We start from the raw sequence: 16,775 nt of genomic DNA on the forward strand, positions 1-16,775 counted from the left end.
AGGCGGCTCAGTCAGGCGGACTGGGTGAAATCCCGCCCGATTTCGCTCAGGCGCTTCTGCAGGCTGAGCTTGTCCAGCGCGCGTAGCGGCAGGTTGACGAAAATGCCGATGCGGTTCGTCAGCATGCGATAGGCATCGGCGAAGGCGAAGCGCCGTTCGGCCTCGGTTCCCTCGGCCGCTGCCGGATCCGGCAGGCCCCAATGCGCGCTCATCGGCTGGCCCGGCCAGACCGGGCATACTTCGTTGGCCGCGTTGTCGCAGACGGTGAAGACGAAATCCATCACCGGAGCGCCGTCGGCGGCGAACTCGTCCCAGTTCTTGGAACGCAACTGCTCGACCGGATGGTTCATCTTCTTGAGAAGGTCGATGGCGAAGGGATGGACCGCGCCCCTGGGCTGGCTGCCGGCGCTGAAAGCCCTGAACCGGCCCCTGCCTTCGCGGTTGAGGATGCTTTCGGCAAGGATGCTGCGGGCCGAATTGCCCGTGCACAGGAAAAGAACATTAAAGACGTGCTCGGTCATGAGATGTCCCCGGTTTCTGGATGGATCAGCCGCAGCAGGGCGACAGTGCCGCCTTCAGCAGCTTGTTGCAGGCCGCGGATCTGCCGTTGCAGCAATCCTTGACCAGGAATTCGAGCAAGCCCCTGATACCGCCCAGCTCGGCCGCGTAATAGATCGTCCGGCCGTCCCGCTCCGACCGCGTCAGGCCGGCGCGCGTCAGGATGGCAAGATGGGTGGACATGGTGCTGGCGGGCACGCCGAACGCGTCCGCCAGATCGCCGGCGGGAACCCCGCCCGGCAATTGCTGCATCAGGTGCCGGAACACGTCGAGCCGCGTCTCCTGCGCCAGGGCGGAAAGGGCCGCTATCGCCTGTGTTGTTTCCATGTTTCGATAATCACCGAAATATCAGGAGCCTGTCAAGGCGGGCTCCGTGAAACTTCCGTGACAGCCGGCATGCCGCCTTTTCTATTTCGATATTTATGGAAATAGAACTTGACGCAGCCGGCGGCCCCGGGCGATCCTGCTTTTCATGAAAGTCGAAACGGCAGCGCGGCAATTGGCGTCCCTCGGCAATCCGATCCGGCTCCAGCTCTACCGGGCGCTGGTGCGGGCGGGCGACGACGGACTTGCCTGCGGGCACCTGCAGGACAAGCTGGGCCTCGCTGCTTCGACCTTGTCGCATCACATCCGGCAGCTGATGTCGGCCGGGCTGATCTATCAGGAGCGCCAGGGGACCAGCTTGATGTGCCACGCCCACTATCCGGCCATGCGAGGGCTGGTCGGTTATCTGGCCGATGAATGCTGCCTCGATGCCGGATGCAGGCCCGCGAGCCTTGCCAAGGGCGGCCGGGCCGCCTGAACGGCTGCCGTTTTTTGCCGTTATATTTCGACTATCTTGGAAATAGAGGAATCGAAGATGGATGCTCCTGCAAACCTGCCAGTCGCCGTGATCGGCGCGGGTCCGATCGGTCTCGCGGCCGCGGCGCATCTCGCCGAACGCGGAATCAAGGTGAAGGTCTATGAAGCCGGCAAGAGTGTCGGCGCCAACATCCTCGATTGGGGTCATGTGCGCATCTTCACGACCTGGGAGCAGAGCGTGGACGCCGCCTCGCGCCGGCTGCTGGAACGCCATGGCTGGATGCTGCCGCGGCCCGCCGCACCGCCCACGGGTGCCGAGATCGTGCGGGATTATCTGCGGCCGCTGGCCGCCGTGCCGGAACTCGGCGGTATAATCGAAACGGATGCCACGGTCATCGCCATCTCCCGCGCCGGGCTCGACAAGGTCACCAGCAAGGCGCGCGCGAGCAAGCCGTTCGAACTGCGGATCGTTGGCGCCGACGGAAAGCAGCGCATCGATCTTGCCCGGGCGGTCATCGATGCGTCCGGCACCTGGCAGAACCCCAATCCGCTCGGCGCTTCTGGACTGAAGATTCCGGGCGAAGAAGAGGCCGCGAACCGCATCGCCTACGGCATGCCGGACGTGCTGGGCACAAGACGCGCCGATTATGCCGGCAAGCGCGTGGCCGTGGTGGGCGGCGGCTATTCGGCCATCAATGTGCTGCTCGACCTCATTCGCCTGGCGCGGGAAGCGCCCGGCACCCAGGCGATCTGGGTCGTGCGCGGCACCGACATGAACCGGATCTATGGCGGCGGGCCGGCCGACCAGCTGGAGGCGCGCGGCGCGCTCGGCACGCGCCTGCGGCAATCGGTCGAACAGGGCCGGATCCAGCTCGTCACCGGCTTCCGGGCGAATGCGCTGCGCCAGCAAGGCGACGGCCTGGAACTGGTCGGCGCCACCGAAGCCGGCGACGGGGTTCTGCCACCGGTCGAGCGCATCGTGGTTGCGACCGGGCAGCGGCCCGATCTCGACATGACGCGCGAACTGCGCCTCGAACTCGACCCCTGGCTGGAAAGCGTCAAGGCGCTGGGGCCGCTCATCGATCCCAATCTCCATTCCTGCGGCTCGGTGCCGCCCCATGGGCATAGGGAGACCGCGCATCCCGAGCCCGGTTTCTACACGATCGGCGTCAAGAGCTATGGCCGTGCGCCGACCTTCCTGCTGCTGACCGGCTACGAGCAGGCGCGCTCGGTCGCCGCGGCCCTGGCCGGCGATCTGGAGGCGGCCGATGATGTCCATCTCGTCCTGCCGGAAACCGGAATCTGTTCGACGGACGGTGCCGCGGATGCCGCCGGATGCTGCGGCGGGCCGGCACCGGCCGGGACCGGGGCTTGCTGCGTCACCGATGTTGTAGCCAAATCGGCCGGTAAATCCGGATGCGGTTGCGGTGAGGCTGCTTGAATAAAACCATTTCCGGCGCGGCGAGCGTTAAAACCTCGCCGCGCCTCGTCGTTCCAGTTCTCGGTGTGACCCAGATTCTCGCCTGGGGCTCGTCCTATTACCTGCCGGCGGTCCTCGCTCAGCCGATCGCCGCCGATACCGGCTGGTCCCTGCCCTGGATCGTTGGCGGCCTGTCGCTGGGCCTGCTCACCGCCGGATTGGCGGCACCCTTCATCGGCCGCAAGATCCGCCAGCATGGCGGGCGCCCGGTGCTGGCCGCCAGCGCGCTGCTGCTGGCGGGCGGCCTCCTCGGCCTGTCGCTGGCGCCCAATCTCGGCATCTTCCTGCTGGCCTGGCTCGCCATCGGTCTCGGCATGGGGGCGGGCCTCTACGATCCCGCCTTCTCGACCCTGGGGCACATTTATGGCCAGGGTGCCAGGCCGCTGATCGCCGGCCTGACGCTCTTTGGCGGCTTTGCCAGCACGGCCTGCTGGCCGCTTTCGGCCTTCCTGGCCGGCGAACTGGGCTGGCGCGGTGCCTGCCTCACCTATGCGCTCATTCATCTTGGCATCTCGCTGCCGCTCTATCTCTTCGCCCTGCCGCCCGGATCGGCGCGGCGCATCCTGGCGGCACCGCCTGCCCAAGATGCCGTGCCGGCGCCGGCACCGCCCAGGCCCCCGCGCGCGACCTTCATCCTGCTGGCCGCAAGCATCATGATCGGCGCCACCGTTTCGACGGTGATCTCGGTCCATCTTCTCGTCATCCTGCAGGCGCAGGGCCTCGCGCTGGCGGCCGCCGTGGCGCTGGGCGCGCTGGTGGGACCTTCCCAGGTGGGCGCCCGCTTCATCGAGATGCTGATCGGCAGGTATCATCACCCGATCTGGACCAAGCTCGCCTCGGTCTCCTGCGTGGCGATCGGGCTCGGTTTTCTCTGGGGCGGCCTGCCGGCGACATTTCTCGCGCTGATTTTCTACGGGGCCGGCATCGGTCTTGAATCGATTGCGCGCGCGACCTTGCCGCTGGTCCTGTTCGGCCCCGACGATTACGCGCCGATCATGGGCCAGCTCGCCCGGCCCAGCCTCATCGCCCAGGCCGCCGCGCCGTCGGTGGGCGCGCTGATGCTGGAACTTTGGGGCGCCCACACGGCGCTCGGCGTCGTGGCCGGCGTGGCGCTCTGCAATGTTCTTCTGGCCGTCAGCCTCTACCGGCGCACCATGCGCTGAGAACCCGCCGCTATCGCTGGCGGCGGCGGCTGAGCGAATCCGCCAGCAGGCAGAGGATTTCGAACATCAGGGTGGCGCCGACCAGGGCGGTATTGCCGCTGGGGTCGAAGGGCGGAGAAACTTCCACCACATCGCCGCCGATGAGGTCGAGGCCCTGCAGGCCGCGCAGCACCGTCTGCGCCTCCAGCGTGTTGTAACCGCCGATTTCCGGCGTGCCCGTGCCCGGCGTGAAGGCCGGGTCGATGCCATCGACATCGAAGCTGATATAGGTGGGGCCGTCGCCGACCACGCGGCGCGCCTCGGCGATGACCTTCTCGACGCCGATCCTGGCGAACTCCTCCATGTAGATCACGCGCATGCCGCTGCTTTCGGCAAAGGCCATGTCGTCGGCACTGTAGATCGAACCGCGGATGCCGATCTGCACGACGCGCTTGGGGTCGAGCAGTCCTTCCTCCACCGCGCGGCGGAAGGGCGTGCCGTGGGTATAGAGATTGTCGCCGAAATAGCGGTCGTTGGTGTCCGAATGGGCATCGAAATGGATCATGCCGACCGGGCGCTCGCGGGCGATGCCGCGGAAGATCGGCAGGGTGATGAGATGATCGCCGCCCGCCGACAGCGGCACGGCGCCCGCGGCATGGACCTTGGCGTAGAAACTCTCGATGCGCTGCAGGGCATCCATGAGGTCGATCGGGTTGACCGGCGCATCGCCGAGGTCAGCCACCCGCGCCAGCTCGTAAGGCGCGATGCGGCTGACATGATGCACCTTGCGCATGAAGCTCGACATGTTGCGGATTTCGCGCGGGCCGTGCCTGGCGCCGGCGCGGTTGGTCGTCCCGCCGTCCCAGGGCACACCGATGAGCGCGATATCGACCGCCGCCGGATCGGTCAGATGCGGCAGCCGCATGAAGGTGGGAATGGCGCCGAAGCGCGGCACGAGGACGGCATCGACGGGCTGGGGATTGCTGTTGGGGCGAGTCACGGCCTGGCTGTCTCCACATGATGGTCGGGGTGGAGCATACAGGCCGGCCGCCTTCCAAGTCACGCAGCCACGGCAGCCGAAACCTGGGTGGCAGCGCCGTCGGCGCGGGCGGCCTCCCCGTCAGGCGACCCGAGTCAGGCGATGCGGCAGGCTTCGGTGAAATCCAGGCGCGGATTGCGTGGATGCAGCGCCGTCCTGTCGCCATAGCCGATATTGCAGATGAAATTCGACCGCCAGCTCGTACCGGCAAAGAAGGTCGCGTCGACTTTCCTTTTGTCGAAACCCGACATCGGTCCGCAATCGAGCCCCAGCGACCGGCAGGCCAGGATGAAATAGGCGGCCTGCAGGGTGCTGTTGCGCAAAGCCGTCTCCTCGATCGCCGCGGGCTTGCCGGCGAACCAGGACCGCGCCGTGGGATCGTGGAACAGGCGCGGCATCAGTTCGTAGAATTCCATATCCATGGCGAAGATCGCCGTGACCGGTGCCGCCATGGTCTTGGCGCGGTTGCCTTCCGACAAGGCCGGCTCGAACTTCTTCTTCGCCTCCGCCCCGCGCACGAACAGGATGCGCAAGGGCTGGCAGTTGCCGCTGGTCGGTCCCATGCGCGCCAGCTCATAGGCTTGGGCCAGCAGCGTATCGGGCACGTCGCGATCCTGCCATTTCGAATGCGTCCGCGCGTTGCGGAAAACAAGGTCGAGGGCGGCATCGTCAAGCTGGCGTTGATCTGTCGTCATCGTCTGTCCGGTTCAGGCGTTCGGTGAAATGAAAAGGGGCGCCATTCCGGCGCCCCTGTCCCGATCGGGATGAAAGGTTTCAGACCGGACGGACTTCGAGCACTTCCGGCACGTAGTGGCGCAGCATGTTTTCGATGCCCATCTTCAAGGTCGCGGTCGAGCTGGGACAGCCCGAGCACGACCCCTGCATGTGCAGATAGACGACGCCATCCTCGAACGCGTGGAAGACGATGTCGCCACCATCCTGCGCCACGGCCGGGCGCACGCGGGTTTCCAGCAGTTCCTTGATCTGGATGACGATCTCGTCCTCTTCCTCGCCGCTTTCGGCCGGAACCGCCGCACCCTCGTCCAGCATGACCGGATGATTGGCGGTGAAATGCTCCATGATGATTCCGAGGAGGGCGGGCTTGAGCAGCGCCCAATCCTTTTCGTCGGCCTTGGTCACGGTGACGAAATCGCCGCCGAGGAATACGCGGCGAACGCCGTCGACATCGAACAGGCGCAAGGCCAGCGGCGATCGCTCGGCGCCTTCGGCGCGGGCGAAATCCGCCGTGCCCTCACCCATGACGGTGCGGCCGGGAAGAAATTTGAGGGTCGCCGGATTCGGCGTTTCTTCGGTCTGGATGAACATGGCGGAACTCCGCTAAAATGATGAAGAAGCGTCTCGATAGCCAAATTAGCGCGGGACGGCGCACCTTCAACCCTTATTTTGGCAATAGCTTTCATCCCTAGCGTCGATGGGGTTTAGCCGAAGAGGGGTGCCAAGGTATGATTCGGCAGGGTATCGTTGTCCTATCGAATCTTGGGGCCGGATCTTGGGAAAGGCCATGGAAAAGGCTTTATGGCCGGCTCCAGGCACCCCATATACCGCCCACGCAAACTCGAACAAGGCTTGGTAATGGCTACTTCGCCGCAGCCCCACCTTCCGGCCAATGACGACGACCTCAGCGACGGAATGCCGCGCGGCGACATGCAGGCGCGCGAGGCCAGCCCTGCGTCACGGGCAGAGGTGCTGGCGCGCCGCGACGGGCTGGAAGGCGGGCTGCATGCCGATCCCAGCATTGCCTCGCCGCAGATCGTGCCGCTCATGGCGCGGGCCATGGCAGGCGAGGCATGCCTGGGCTGTCCGGCGGTCGAGGCCGCCTTCCGCTGGCTGCTGGATGAGGGGCGCCTTATCGGCGACCTTGGCGAACTGGTGACGTCGCTGGCAACACAGCTCACTGAGAACGGCTTTCCGCTGCTGCGTTTCTTCGTCTCGGTGCGCACGCTGCATCCGCAGATCGCCGCCATCGGCTATGCCTGGAGTCGCGGCGACGAGGTGGCGCGGCGCGTGGCGCGCGACCATGCCGTGCTCTCCAGTCCCGAGTTCCTCTCATCGCCCCTGCGCCGGCTTTACCAGGGCGACGAGCCGGAGATCCGCCGCCACCTTACCGGACCGGAAGCGCGCTTCGATTTCCCGATCCTGGAGGACATGAAGAAGGCGGGCGCCACCGATTACGCCATCTTCGCCATCCGCCTGCCGGGTGGCGTGCGTTCCTCCGTTTCCATCACCACCGACACGCCGGGCGGCTTTCTCGAAACGCAGATGGAAGCCTTCCGCACGCTCATCCCGCTCCTCAGCCTCGTCATCGAGGCGCGCGAATGGGCCTATATCGCCCGTTCGCTCATGCATGTCTATCTGGGCCAGGGCGCCGGTCAGGCCGTGCTTTCCGGCCAGATCCAGCGCGGCGATGCACGCACCATCGCGGCCGCCATCTGGTATTGCGATCTTCGCAATTTCACGCAGATGTCGAACGAGCTGCCGCGCGACCTCGTCATCGCGACACTCAACGATTATTTCGACACGATCGCCAGGCCGGTCGTGGAACGCGGCGGCGAGATTCTGAAATTCATCGGCGATGCCATGCTGGCGATCTTCCCGATGCAGGACGATCTCGACCGCGACAACAAGATCTGCGTCGCCCTCGATGCCGCCATGGGCGCGCTCGACGGGTTGCGCGACCTCAACGAACTCAGGATGGCGACCGGCCAGCCGCCGCTTCATGTCGGCATCGGCCTGCATGCCGGTTCGGTCTCCTATGGCAATATCGGCGCCGTGCAGGGCGAGAATGCGCGGCTCGACTTCACCGTCATCGGCCCGGCGGTCAATCTGGCGACGCGGCTCGAAGGTCTCTGCCCGGTGCTTGACCAGCCGCTCCTTGCGTCGCGCCAGTTCGCCTCCGTCTGCGGCTCCCGCCTCAAATTCCTTGGCACCCATCCAGTGCGCGGCTTCGCTGAACCGCAGGACGTTTTTGGCTTGCCATAAAATTAACTCGAATATAGTTAATTCTTGAATTTTATTGGGCGCTGCTGCGACGCAGCATGTCGTCGGCTTTTGGATATAATATTTATCAATGCGTTAGGTGGATACATGCGAGAGTTATTAAGACAGCATGCAGGTATCATATTGCGTTGCAGTATTTGTCAGACTATATTCAGATCCAGGTTCTGGGAGGCTGCTGAATGAAAACCCAGTTCAAGGACCCGTCACATGCAGCTTCTGTCTACACTTGATCTCGCTTTCCGCCGCTGGCAGCGCTACGGCGAGGTGCGCCGCGAACTGGCGACCTATACCGAGCGTGAACTGGCCGATATGGGCCTCAGCCGCAGCGAAATCCCGCAGATCGCCCGCGAAGCCGCGGCACTCGTGCGCCCGGCGGATGCCGCCCCCGCACCAGCGCCGCGTTTCGCCAAGATCGCTCATACCTGAGGCACCGGCAGCGCATCGGCGGCCGGTTCCCGTCTAGCGGTCGAGCAGGCCGAGATGCATCTCGCCATATCGTAAGCCGGCAATGCTGCCCGGCGGCAACGCGCCGTCCAGGGCAGCAAGCTCGGCCGGGCTCAAGACGATTTCAGCCGCGGCGATATTTTCAAGCAGGTAGCTCTGCCGCTTGGTGCCGGGAATCGGCACGATGAAATCGCCCTTGGCAAGCAGCCAGGCCAGCGCCAACTGCCCGGGCTTGACGCCTTTCCCGGCGGCGATCTCCTGCACCAGTTTGGCGGCAGCCATGTTGGCATCGAAATTGGCGCCCTGGAAACGCGGATCGAGCCGGCGGTAATCGCCTTGCGGATAGCTTTCGGCAGGCTGTGCCATGCCGGTGAGGAAGCCGCGCCCCAACGGGCTGAAGGGGACGAGGCCGATACCGAGCTCTCGCAAGACCGGGATGATATCGGCCTCCAGATTGCGCTCCCACAGCGAATATTCGCTCTGCAGGGCCGAAACGGGGTGCACCTTATGCGCCCGGCGGATGGTCCTGGCGCCGGCTTCCGAAAGCCCGAAATAACGCACCTTCCCCGCCTGGACGAGGCCCGCCACGGTATCCGCCACATCCTCAATGGGGATCGCCTTGTCGACGCGGTGCTGATAGAGGAGGTCGATATGGTCGGTGCCAAGGCGCATGAGCGATGCATCGACCGCCTCGCGGATATGGCTGGGGCGGCTGTCGGTGCCGTTGATCTTGCCACTCTCGATGCGAAAGCCGAATTTGGTGGCGATGGTCACCTCGCAGCGCCGGCCCTTGAGTGCGCGGCCCAGCAGTTCCTCATTCGCATAGGGTCCATAGACCTCGGCCGTATCGAAGAACGTGCATCCTTCCGCAATGGCGCGGTGAATGACGGCAATCGATTCCCGCTCATCGGCCGGTCCATAGGATTGGCTCATCCCCATGCAACCGAGGCCCAGGCACGAGACTTCGAGACCTTGGCGACCTAGTTTGCGCTTGCTCAGCATGTGTGGAAACCTATTCGAGGCGTGTCAGTCGTAGGGATCATATTCTTTCTTTATCGCGTAAGCATGTGTCAGGCCATGCCACGCGTCGAAGGAAAGTTCGAGACGCCAGAGGGCGCCGTAGCTCGATCGAATACACTATCCGGTTTCCAGCATATCACCGCTCGCTGACGATTCCATCTGAAGAGCAGATGGGCCGCCCGTGACGGCAGCCAATTTCTTCAGGACGCCGGAAAGCGACTCGCCAAAGCGGATGCCGGCGGGAAGATGCGCGCGCGGCGCCTCGTTGGCCGATGCCTGCGCTAGCTCCACGACGGCCATTTCGAGCGCATATTCCACTTCGCCGGTCTCTGCTTTTGACGGCACGAACGATTCGATGGCCGCGCCGGCGGAATCTTTAAAATGCATGTTGCATCGACCATATTGTCGCGATGGCAGGCATCGATCTCGTCCTTCGACATGATGGAAAGCAAAGGTTTACCGATGGGGTGATCTCCAATGCGGAACGCATCTTGAGTGTCGTCAAAGATGCTGGCACAGGTTTCGGAATTCGCCGCCAAGGCCTGCGGCAGCGCAGAAAGGAGACAGAGCAGCACAACGACTGATCGACACGCCGTCCTCAAGATACCGCTGATTTGTTGCTTTGGCATTGCTTACTCCACTGGCAAATAGTAGAGCGGATCGATCGTCGTCCGCTGCGCCTTGGCAATTCCGGGATTACCGTAGCGCACCTCGAAGTGTAGATGCGTGTCGGCACGATCCATCTTAGGCTGCCCCGGCTCGGCCGGTTTGTCGATGTTGCCGGTCCTGCCGACCGATTCGATCTTCGGCCCGGTCTTGATTTCGGTGCCGTTGCGGCGAAGGCATGGTTGCATCGGGATCCTATCGACGCTTCACATCGGCCCCTCATAGCCCTTCAGCGCACCTTCGACAGAAATCAGAACGCCGTTTTGGTCGAATGCCAGCAAATAACCCCAGAGAGCTCCGCTGCTGCTGCGTATACAATCGTCTGTAAAAATCAGCAGATGATTTCCATTTTGGCGGAACATCCATTGCGGAAAATCCTCCGGAAGCGCGCGCAGCTTCTTTCCCACTTCGAAGATCGTATCTCCGAACGCAACGCCGGCGATGAGGTCGGCTCTTTTTTTATTTCCGACGGCGGAGTCCTCTGTGTATCCAACGACGTGGTTTTCAATGCCACCGCGGCCAAATTCGACGTTGTAAGCGCCCTTTATGTCGTCGAAGACGCATACGGGCGCTCCCTGGTTTTCGTCAATGCAGACAAGCAGGGCTTCTCTGGACATGAAGCTTAACATCGGCGTGCCAAGCGGGTATTGGCCAATGGCCAGTTTGTCGCCGACATCGTCGTAGATGCGACAATCATCGGCTGCCGTGGCTTGTGACGCCAACAAAATGCTGCCGAGAACGACCATAGTCAGGACGCTTGTCAGGACGCGATGCATTCTCTCACCTTTCTCTTCTGATCGTGATGGGACGATACCGATTCATGGATTCGGCAAGAAGTAGAAAGGATGAATTGTCGTCCGCTCTTTTGCAGAAACGCCGCTGCCGAAGACCCTTACCTCAAAATGAAGATGTGGATCGGCTTTATCGGGAACATTACCCGTTTTCCCTACCGCACCAATCTGTTCCCCGGCCTTAACCTCATCATTCTCCTGAAGCACAATTCCATTGTTTCCCTTCTCATCTTTGATCGCGTTCCCGCGTTCGTCTTGAGCAGGGCCCAAATGCGCATACTGGCTGTAGGTGCCGTCACTGTGCCGGATGATGACCTCATTACCGAAGCCGAAGTTGTTCTCATTCTTCGCCGCGCCCTCTGGCACGTTATTCACGACGCGCACAACGACGCCATCCTTGACCGCGCACGGGAGTTCCGACCGAGGCTGCGATGTCGATGCCGTTATGAATTGTGTGCTCACTGAAACGCGTGTCGCCATATCGGCCGTCACCTTGCCTATCTTTCTCTCGCCGCACATTCAGTCGATGCTCGCCCTCCACGGGCCAGAATTCAGCCGGTTTCAGGTTTTGGATCAGCGCTTCGGCTTCGGCCGCGCGCTTGCCATGCGCCTTCTTTTCGCCGGAATAGGTTGGCTCTGCGGTGCCGGATGGAAATTTAACCTGAGGTGCGGCGAGCTGTGGCGGACTTGTAGGTGACATCGTTCCCGCTTCGCTTTCCGTGCCGGTATCGGCCTGGGCGAGGAGAAGGTCGGGGTTTCGCGAGTAGTCTTCCTCCTTTTTCTCACCCCGCAGGACATCGGAAATGTCTAGGCGCATCTTCGGTGGAACTTCAGTTGGGGTTGTTTCACCCACCAGCCTCGCATTGGAATGGGCTGGCATTGTGGCAGGACTTCGACTGGCAGAGGATGAGCCGAGGAGATGGGCTACTGCTTCGACTGAGTCCGGCAGCACACGTTTGTCGCGATAGGCTGCCTCAATGTCATCGATCCGCTGTCCAGCGAATGCGCGCTGCCGGATGGCGCGGATGGCTGGGCGCTCGATCGTCTTGTCGCTGCCGAAGCGCATCTTGCCGTCTGGGCCGCGATAGGTTGGCGGCAGGCTGCCGCCAAGACCAGCGGCGACGACGCTCTCGGTCCGCGCGTCCATTTCTCGCCCCAAATGCCAGGTCTCCGGATCGATGCCCTGATTGTAGGCGGCGTGATGCCAGGCCGTTCTCGCTTCGGGCGACGTGAAGTCGAAGCGTCCATCCCGCCATGTGCCGAAGACCGCCGGCTGGTCGCCGTCCCGATCCGTGCCGAATGGCGCGCGCCGAGCCTTACTGAAGAGAGCCAAGTGTTTCCTCCTCGCCAAAAAGGGGTATGGAGAAAACATAACACAAGAAGCGTAAATTTATCAAGAACAAAGCGGGAATAAGTGTGCGGATTGTGCCACTTTTGAGTCCGGCAGATACCGCTCGGTAAAGAAAAACGCGCCGCTCGGATGAGGGCGCGTTGTTCTTATTCTCTTCGTCATTCGCCGTCATCGGCGGATGTCGGCATTCGCCGACGGTGGACCGTGACGCCTAAGTATCGGACCCGCGCTTTTACTTCGGCGCAATGGTCATGATCATCTGGCGGCCTTCGAGCTTGGGGTGGGATTCCACCTTGATCAGTTCGTCGAGCTCGGTGCGCACCTTGTCGAGCACTTTCATGCCCAGTTCCTGATGCATCATCTCGCGGCCACGGAAGCGCATGGTGACCTTCACCTTGTCGCCTTCCTCAAGGAAGCTTTTGATCGCGCGCATCTTCACGTCGTAATCATGCTCCTCGATGCCCGGGCGCATCTTGATCTCCTTGACCTCGATCACCTTCTGCTTCTTCTTGGCTTCGTTCTTGCGCTTCTGCGCTTCGTATTTGAACTTGCCGTAATCGAGAATCTTGCAGACCGGCGGAACCGCGGTGGGCGAGATTTCCACGAGATCGAGGCCGGCTTCGGCAGCCATGTTGAGCGCTTCGCGGGTCGATACGACGCCCAGCATCTCGCCATCTTCCTTGACGAGGCGCACTTCGCGCACGCTGATCTGGTGATTGACGCGGGGGCCCTTGTCCTGGGTGGGCGCGGCTTCTTGGGACGGGAACCTAGCTATGGTCTTCTCCTCTTAGTGGTTCGCCAGATTGCTGGCACAAAGCTGCCTCCTTAAAGGCAGCGCACCCGCCGATCGGGCCGATCGACGGGTGGTTTGGTCGCATTATGCCAAAGAAACCCTCATATGGGCAAGCCACCCATATTGCGGCGATTCTTCTCAGTCGCCGCGATCCAGCGGCGAGCGGGCCTCGGCGGCCAGGACCGCCACGGCCTCGTCGAGGGTGAAGGTCTTCTGTCCTTCCTCTCCCAGGCGGCGGATCGCCACGGTCCCGCCTTCCTCGTCGCGTTTGCCCACGGCGATGATGATCGGGGTCTTGGCGAGCGAATGTTCGCGGACCTTGTAATTGATCTTCTCGTTGCGGAAATCGGTTTCCACCGTGAGGCCAGCCTGTTGCAGCTTCCTGGCGACGCTTTTGGCATAGGGCTCGACATCGGAGACGATCGAACATACCACCGCTTGCGTCGGCGCCAGCCAGAGCGGGAATTTGCCGGCATGGTGCTCGATCAGGATGCCGACGAAACGCTCCAGCGAACCGAAAATCGCGCGATGCAGCATCACCGGCCGGTGCTTCTGCCCGTCTTCGCCGATATAGGAGGCGTCAAGGCGTTCGGGCAGCACGAAATCGCATTGCAGCGTCCCGCATTGCCAGTCGCGGCCGATCGTGTCGCGCAGCACGAATTCCAGCTTCGGCCCATAAAAGGCGCCTTCGCCGGGATTGAGCGTGAAGGTGAGGCCGGCGGCCGTGGTTGCGGTTTTGAGCGCTTCTTCCGCCTTGTCCCAGGTCGAATCGGCACCCGCCCGCTTTTCCGGCCGGTCGGAGAATTTGACCATCACCTCCTCGAAGCCGAAATCCTTGTAGACCGAGAGCAGGAAGTCGCAGAACGCCTTGGTCTCGTCGACGATCTGGTCCTCGGTGCAGAAGATATGCGCGTCGTCCTGGGTGAAGGCACGCACGCGCATGATGCCGTGCAGCGCGCCAGAGGGTTCGTTGCGGTGGCAGGCGCCGAATTCGGCGAGGCGGATGGGCAGGTCGCGATAGCTCTTGATGCCCTGGCGGAAGATCTGCACATGGCCCGGGCAGTTCATCGGTTTCAAAGCGAGCTGCTTTTCCGGATTCTCGTCATCGGGTATGACGAACATCGCCTCGCGGAACTTCTCCCAATGCCCCGACTTCTCCCAGAAGGTCCGGTCGAGGATCTGCGGCGTCTTCACTTCCTGATAGCCGTTGGTCTCCAGGCGCCGGCGGATATAGCTCTCAAGCTTCCTATAGAGGCGCCAGCCCTTCGGGTGCCAGAAGATGGCGCCCACGGCCTCTTCCTGCTGATGAAAGAGGTTCATCTCGCGGCCCAAACGGCGATGGTCGCGCTTTTCCGCTTCCTCGAGCTGCAGCAGATAGGCGGCGAGCTGCTTCTCGTCGGCCCAGCAGGTGCCGTAGACGCGCTGCAGCTGCGGATTGTTGGCGTCACCGCGCCAATAGGCGCCCGCGACCTTCATCAGCTTGAACGCCTTGCCGAGCTTGCCGGTCGAAGGGAGATGCGGCCCCACGCAAAGGTCCAGCCACTTCCCCTGCCGATAGATCGAGATATCCTCGTCGGCCGGAATCTCGCCGATCCATTCCGCCTTGAAGCGTTCGCCGATGGCCTTGAAATATTCAACCGCCTGGTCGCGCGTCCAGATTTCGCGCGTGATGGTCTCGTCGCGGTCGACGATCTCCTTCATCTTCTTCTCGATGGCGGCGAAATCCTCCGGCGTGAAGGGTTCGTTGCGGAAGAAGTCGTAATAGAAGCCGGTCTCGGTCGCGGGGCCGAAGGTGATCTGCGTCCCCGGATAAAGCTCCTGCACGGCTTCGGCCAGCACGTGGGCGCAGTCGTGGCGCAGCAGCTCCAGCGCATCGGCGGAAGTTCGGGTGACGATCTCGACCTTGGCATCGGCGGCAATGACAGTGGCAAGATCGCGGACCTTGCCGTCGAATTTGATAGCCAGAGCGGCCTTGGCCAGGCCCGGACCGATGGAGGCGGCCAGTTCCGCGCCGGTCACCGGACCGGGGAACTCGCGCTTTGCCCCATCCGGCAGCGTGATCGTCAGCATGATACCCTTGAAAGTCGTTGATTTGGCTGCATCCTGGCCAAAAAAGGCCCGGAACGGGCGGACTTTAGGGGGATTCCGGGGTGTGTCAAGAAGAGGCGGCGCCGGATTTACGGGATGGCTGCCGTGCCGAGCGTGAAGGCCAGTGCCGGCGCGGCCGCTGCCGGCTGATCGGCCTTGCGCAGCATCAGGGTGAAGCGGGCGCCGCCGCCCGGATTGTCGCTGATGCTCAAGGATCCGCCATGCGTCTCGGCCAGGCGCTGGGCGATGGCAAGGCCCAGCCCCGCGCCGCCGCTGTCGCCGGATCGGCCCTGGCTGTCGCGGGCCTTGCGCCTGGCTCCCTGCCAGAAGCGGCGGAACAGAATCTCGCGCTCCTCCGGCGGTACGCCGGGACCGTGATCGCTCACCGTGACACCGCCTTGGCCATCGACGCCGATCTCCACCTCGGTCCCCGGCGGCGTGAAGCGCAAGGCGTTCTCGACCAGATTGCGCAGGGCCTGGTGGATTGCGTCCCTGTTGCCGCGCACCAGCACCGGTCGTTCGGCGCCGCTGACGCCGACGCTGCGCTGGCGGCGCACGGCAAGCGGCGCGAAGAGCGCCGCCAGATCGATGGCGATGTCGGAGAGGTCCGCCGTCTCGGTGGCATCGATGGTGAGGGATTCCAATTGCGCCACCAGCAGCAGCTGGTTGACCAGCCGCGTCATGCGTTCGACATCGCTCTTCATCGCCTCCGCCCCCTGGTTGCGCGGCAGCGTGTCGAGATGGGCCGAGAGAATGGCGAGTGGCGTCCTCAGTTCATGCGCGGCGTCGGCCAGGAAATCGCGCTGCGCCTGGAAACCGTGATCCAGCCGGTCGAGCGCGCGGTTGATCGCCAGCACCGGCGATTGCAGTTCCGCCGGCAGTTCCTCGGTCGGCAGGCGCAGGCCCGTCTGCTGCGGGCCGATCCGTGCCGCCAGGCGCCGCAGCCGTTCCAGCGGGCGCAGGGCCGAGCGCAGCGACAAGGTCAGGGCCAGCACCAGCACGAGGAGCAGCGGCACCCCCACGGGCACGAATTCGCCCAGCCATTCATAGGCCAGGGCATAGAGGCCGGAATCGGTCGGCGTGTCGACTTCCGCCACTTCCAGGATCAGCGGCACGCCGTCCACGCGCAGCGCCACGGCGATGAGATAGATATTGTCCTCGCTCGGCTTGTCGATGCGCCAGGTCAGGTTATAGGTCCCCTCCGGCATGCCGATGACGCTCTTGGCCGCCGACATGTCGACAATGGCGGCCAGCGTATTCCGGTTGCCGCCGCGCAGGATCTCTATGCCGTCCGGCCGGCGCAGGACAAAGGCCATGTCCTTGGTGAGCGGCGTCTTGGCGACCTGCCATCCCTCCCTGCCCATGCGGTGGATATTGGGCGCGATGAGGTCGATATCGCCGAGCAGGCTGTCGGTCGGCAGTTCCGTATCGTCGGTGCGCGACAGCAGGAAGGTGGCGAGCCCGGTCAGCAGGAAGGCAAAGACGAACACGCCGAGCAGGCGCACGGTGAGCCGGGATTGCAGCGATGAACCGGTACGGGACATGGGAGGAGCCTAGCGCCCGGGCAGGTATCCGGTCCAGCCA

20 protein-coding genes are annotated in these 16,775 nt (G+C 63.3%); 6 read left to right on the plus strand and 14 right to left on the minus strand.

Translation table 11 applies throughout. The features are described from left to right. Nucleotides 1–11 precede the first annotated feature (11 nt). Both ACE3TY_RS06890 and ACE3TY_RS06895 read right to left on the minus strand, forming a co-directional pair. Nucleotides 12–521 carry an arsenate reductase ArsC gene (locus tag ACE3TY_RS06890; protein WP_374652143.1) on the minus strand — a complete coding sequence of 170 codons (510 nt, stop codon included), beginning with the start codon at nt 519–521 and terminating at the stop codon, nt 12–14. 25 nt (nt 522–546) lie between these two features. Further along, nucleotides 547–885, minus strand: coding sequence for an ArsR/SmtB family transcription factor (locus ACE3TY_RS06895; protein ID WP_374652145.1), 339 nt, complete (start codon nt 883–885; stop codon nt 547–549). A 145-nt stretch (nt 886–1,030) separates the two neighbouring features. Here ACE3TY_RS06895 and ACE3TY_RS06900 point away from each other — a divergent pair, with 145 nt between their 5' ends. Genes ACE3TY_RS06900 through ACE3TY_RS06910 form a run of 3 tightly spaced genes read left to right on the plus strand, consistent with a single transcriptional unit; the run spans nt 1,031 to nt 4,002 of the window. After that, a complete protein-coding gene (locus ACE3TY_RS06900) occupies nt 1,031–1,360 on the plus strand; it encodes an ArsR/SmtB family transcription factor (protein ID WP_374652146.1) in 330 nt (109 codons plus the stop codon). 57 nt (nt 1,361–1,417) lie between these two features. Continuing rightward, nucleotides 1,418–2,800 (plus strand): FAD-dependent oxidoreductase, encoded by a 1,383-nt coding sequence (locus ACE3TY_RS06905; RefSeq protein ID WP_374652148.1) that lies wholly within the window; start codon nt 1,418–1,420, stop codon nt 2,798–2,800. Further along, nucleotides 2,797–4,002 carry an MFS transporter gene (locus tag ACE3TY_RS06910; protein WP_374652149.1) on the plus strand — a complete coding sequence of 402 codons (1,206 nt, stop codon included), beginning with the start codon at nt 2,797–2,799 and terminating at the stop codon, nt 4,000–4,002. The genes ACE3TY_RS06905 and ACE3TY_RS06910 overlap by 4 nt, the downstream gene beginning before the upstream one ends. Nucleotides 4,003–4,012: 10 nt before the next feature. Here ACE3TY_RS06910 and speB read toward each other — a convergent pair whose 3' ends face one another. The 3 genes from speB to ACE3TY_RS06925 form a co-directional block, all read right to left on the minus strand. Then, entirely contained in the window at nt 4,013–4,981 is a 969-nt protein-coding gene (speB, locus tag ACE3TY_RS06915) for an agmatinase (protein ID WP_374652150.1), read from the minus strand. 134 nt (nt 4,982–5,115) lie between these two features. After that, on the minus strand, nt 5,116–5,715 hold the full coding sequence (locus ACE3TY_RS06920; RefSeq protein WP_374652152.1) for a malonic semialdehyde reductase: 600 nt from the start codon (nt 5,713–5,715) through the stop codon (nt 5,116–5,118). Between the two features lie 79 nt (nt 5,716–5,794). Continuing rightward, nucleotides 5,795–6,346 carry a NifU family protein gene (locus ACE3TY_RS06925; protein ID WP_374652154.1) on the minus strand — a complete coding sequence of 184 codons (552 nt, stop codon included), beginning with the start codon at nt 6,344–6,346 and terminating at the stop codon, nt 5,795–5,797. Between the two features lie 267 nt (nt 6,347–6,613). Between ACE3TY_RS06925 and ACE3TY_RS06930 the strand changes: the two genes are divergently transcribed. Together ACE3TY_RS06930 and ACE3TY_RS06935 are read left to right on the plus strand one after the other, a co-directional pair. Next, a complete protein-coding gene (locus ACE3TY_RS06930) occupies nt 6,614–8,020 on the plus strand; it encodes an adenylate/guanylate cyclase domain-containing protein (protein ID WP_374652155.1) in 1,407 nt (468 codons plus the stop codon). Between the two features lie 225 nt (nt 8,021–8,245). Beyond that, nucleotides 8,246–8,464: a DUF1127 domain-containing protein gene (locus ACE3TY_RS06935; protein WP_374652157.1), complete on the plus strand. Its 219-nt coding sequence runs from the start codon at nt 8,246–8,248 to the stop codon at nt 8,462–8,464. Nucleotides 8,465–8,497: 33 nt separating this feature from the next. On the opposite strand, the gene ACE3TY_RS06940 is transcribed toward ACE3TY_RS06935, so the two are convergent. Both ACE3TY_RS06940 and ACE3TY_RS06945 read right to left on the minus strand, forming a co-directional pair. Then, entirely contained in the window at nt 8,498–9,484 is a 987-nt protein-coding gene (locus ACE3TY_RS06940; RefSeq protein WP_374652159.1) for an aldo/keto reductase, read from the minus strand. A gap of 135 nt (nt 9,485–9,619) precedes the next feature. Continuing rightward, a complete protein-coding gene (locus ACE3TY_RS06945) occupies nt 9,620–9,889 on the minus strand; it encodes a hypothetical protein (protein WP_374652161.1) in 270 nt (89 codons plus the stop codon). Between the two features lie 23 nt (nt 9,890–9,912). On the opposite strand from ACE3TY_RS06945, the gene ACE3TY_RS06950 reads away from it, so the two are divergent. Next, on the plus strand, nt 9,913–10,086 hold the full coding sequence (locus tag ACE3TY_RS06950; RefSeq protein WP_374652162.1) for a hypothetical protein: 174 nt from the start codon (nt 9,913–9,915) through the stop codon (nt 10,084–10,086). Between the two features lie 48 nt (nt 10,087–10,134). On the opposite strand, the gene ACE3TY_RS06955 is transcribed toward ACE3TY_RS06950, so the two are convergent. The 7 genes from ACE3TY_RS06955 to ACE3TY_RS06985 all read right to left on the minus strand — a co-directional run bounded on the left by ACE3TY_RS06955 (nt 10,135) and on the right by ACE3TY_RS06985 (nt 16,735). Then, complete coding sequence (locus ACE3TY_RS06955; RefSeq protein ID WP_374652164.1) at nt 10,135–10,356, minus strand: hypothetical protein; 222 nt, start codon at nt 10,354–10,356, stop codon at nt 10,135–10,137. Nucleotides 10,357–10,374: 18 nt separating this feature from the next. After that, nucleotides 10,375–10,944, minus strand: coding sequence for a hypothetical protein (locus tag ACE3TY_RS06960; protein ID WP_374652166.1), 570 nt, complete (start codon nt 10,942–10,944; stop codon nt 10,375–10,377). A 42-nt stretch (nt 10,945–10,986) separates the two neighbouring features. Further along, on the minus strand, nt 10,987–11,343 hold the full coding sequence (locus ACE3TY_RS06965) for a M23 family metallopeptidase (RefSeq protein ID WP_374652167.1): 357 nt from the start codon (nt 11,341–11,343) through the stop codon (nt 10,987–10,989). Continuing rightward, nucleotides 11,327–12,292: a hypothetical protein gene (locus ACE3TY_RS06970; protein ID WP_374652169.1), complete on the minus strand. Its 966-nt coding sequence runs from the start codon at nt 12,290–12,292 to the stop codon at nt 11,327–11,329. Before ACE3TY_RS06970 ends, ACE3TY_RS06965 begins: the two co-directional genes overlap by 17 nt. Before the next feature lie 250 nt (nt 12,293–12,542). Next, nucleotides 12,543–13,085: a translation initiation factor IF-3 gene (gene infC / locus ACE3TY_RS06975; RefSeq protein WP_374652461.1), complete on the minus strand. Its 543-nt coding sequence runs from the start codon at nt 13,083–13,085 to the stop codon at nt 12,543–12,545. Nucleotides 13,086–13,241: 156 nt separating this feature from the next. Then, nucleotides 13,242–15,173 (minus strand): threonine--tRNA ligase, encoded by a 1,932-nt coding sequence (gene thrS, locus ACE3TY_RS06980; protein WP_374652171.1) that lies wholly within the window; start codon nt 15,171–15,173, stop codon nt 13,242–13,244. A 107-nt stretch (nt 15,174–15,280) separates the two neighbouring features. Continuing rightward, on the minus strand, nt 15,281–16,735 hold the full coding sequence (locus tag ACE3TY_RS06985; protein WP_374652173.1) for a sensor histidine kinase: 1,455 nt from the start codon (nt 16,733–16,735) through the stop codon (nt 15,281–15,283). Nucleotides 16,736–16,775 lie beyond the last annotated feature (40 nt).

Origin of the sequence: Dongia sp. (assembly GCF_041918875.1) — a bacterium.
Lineage (GTDB): Bacteria > Pseudomonadota > Alphaproteobacteria > Dongiales > Dongiaceae > Dongia.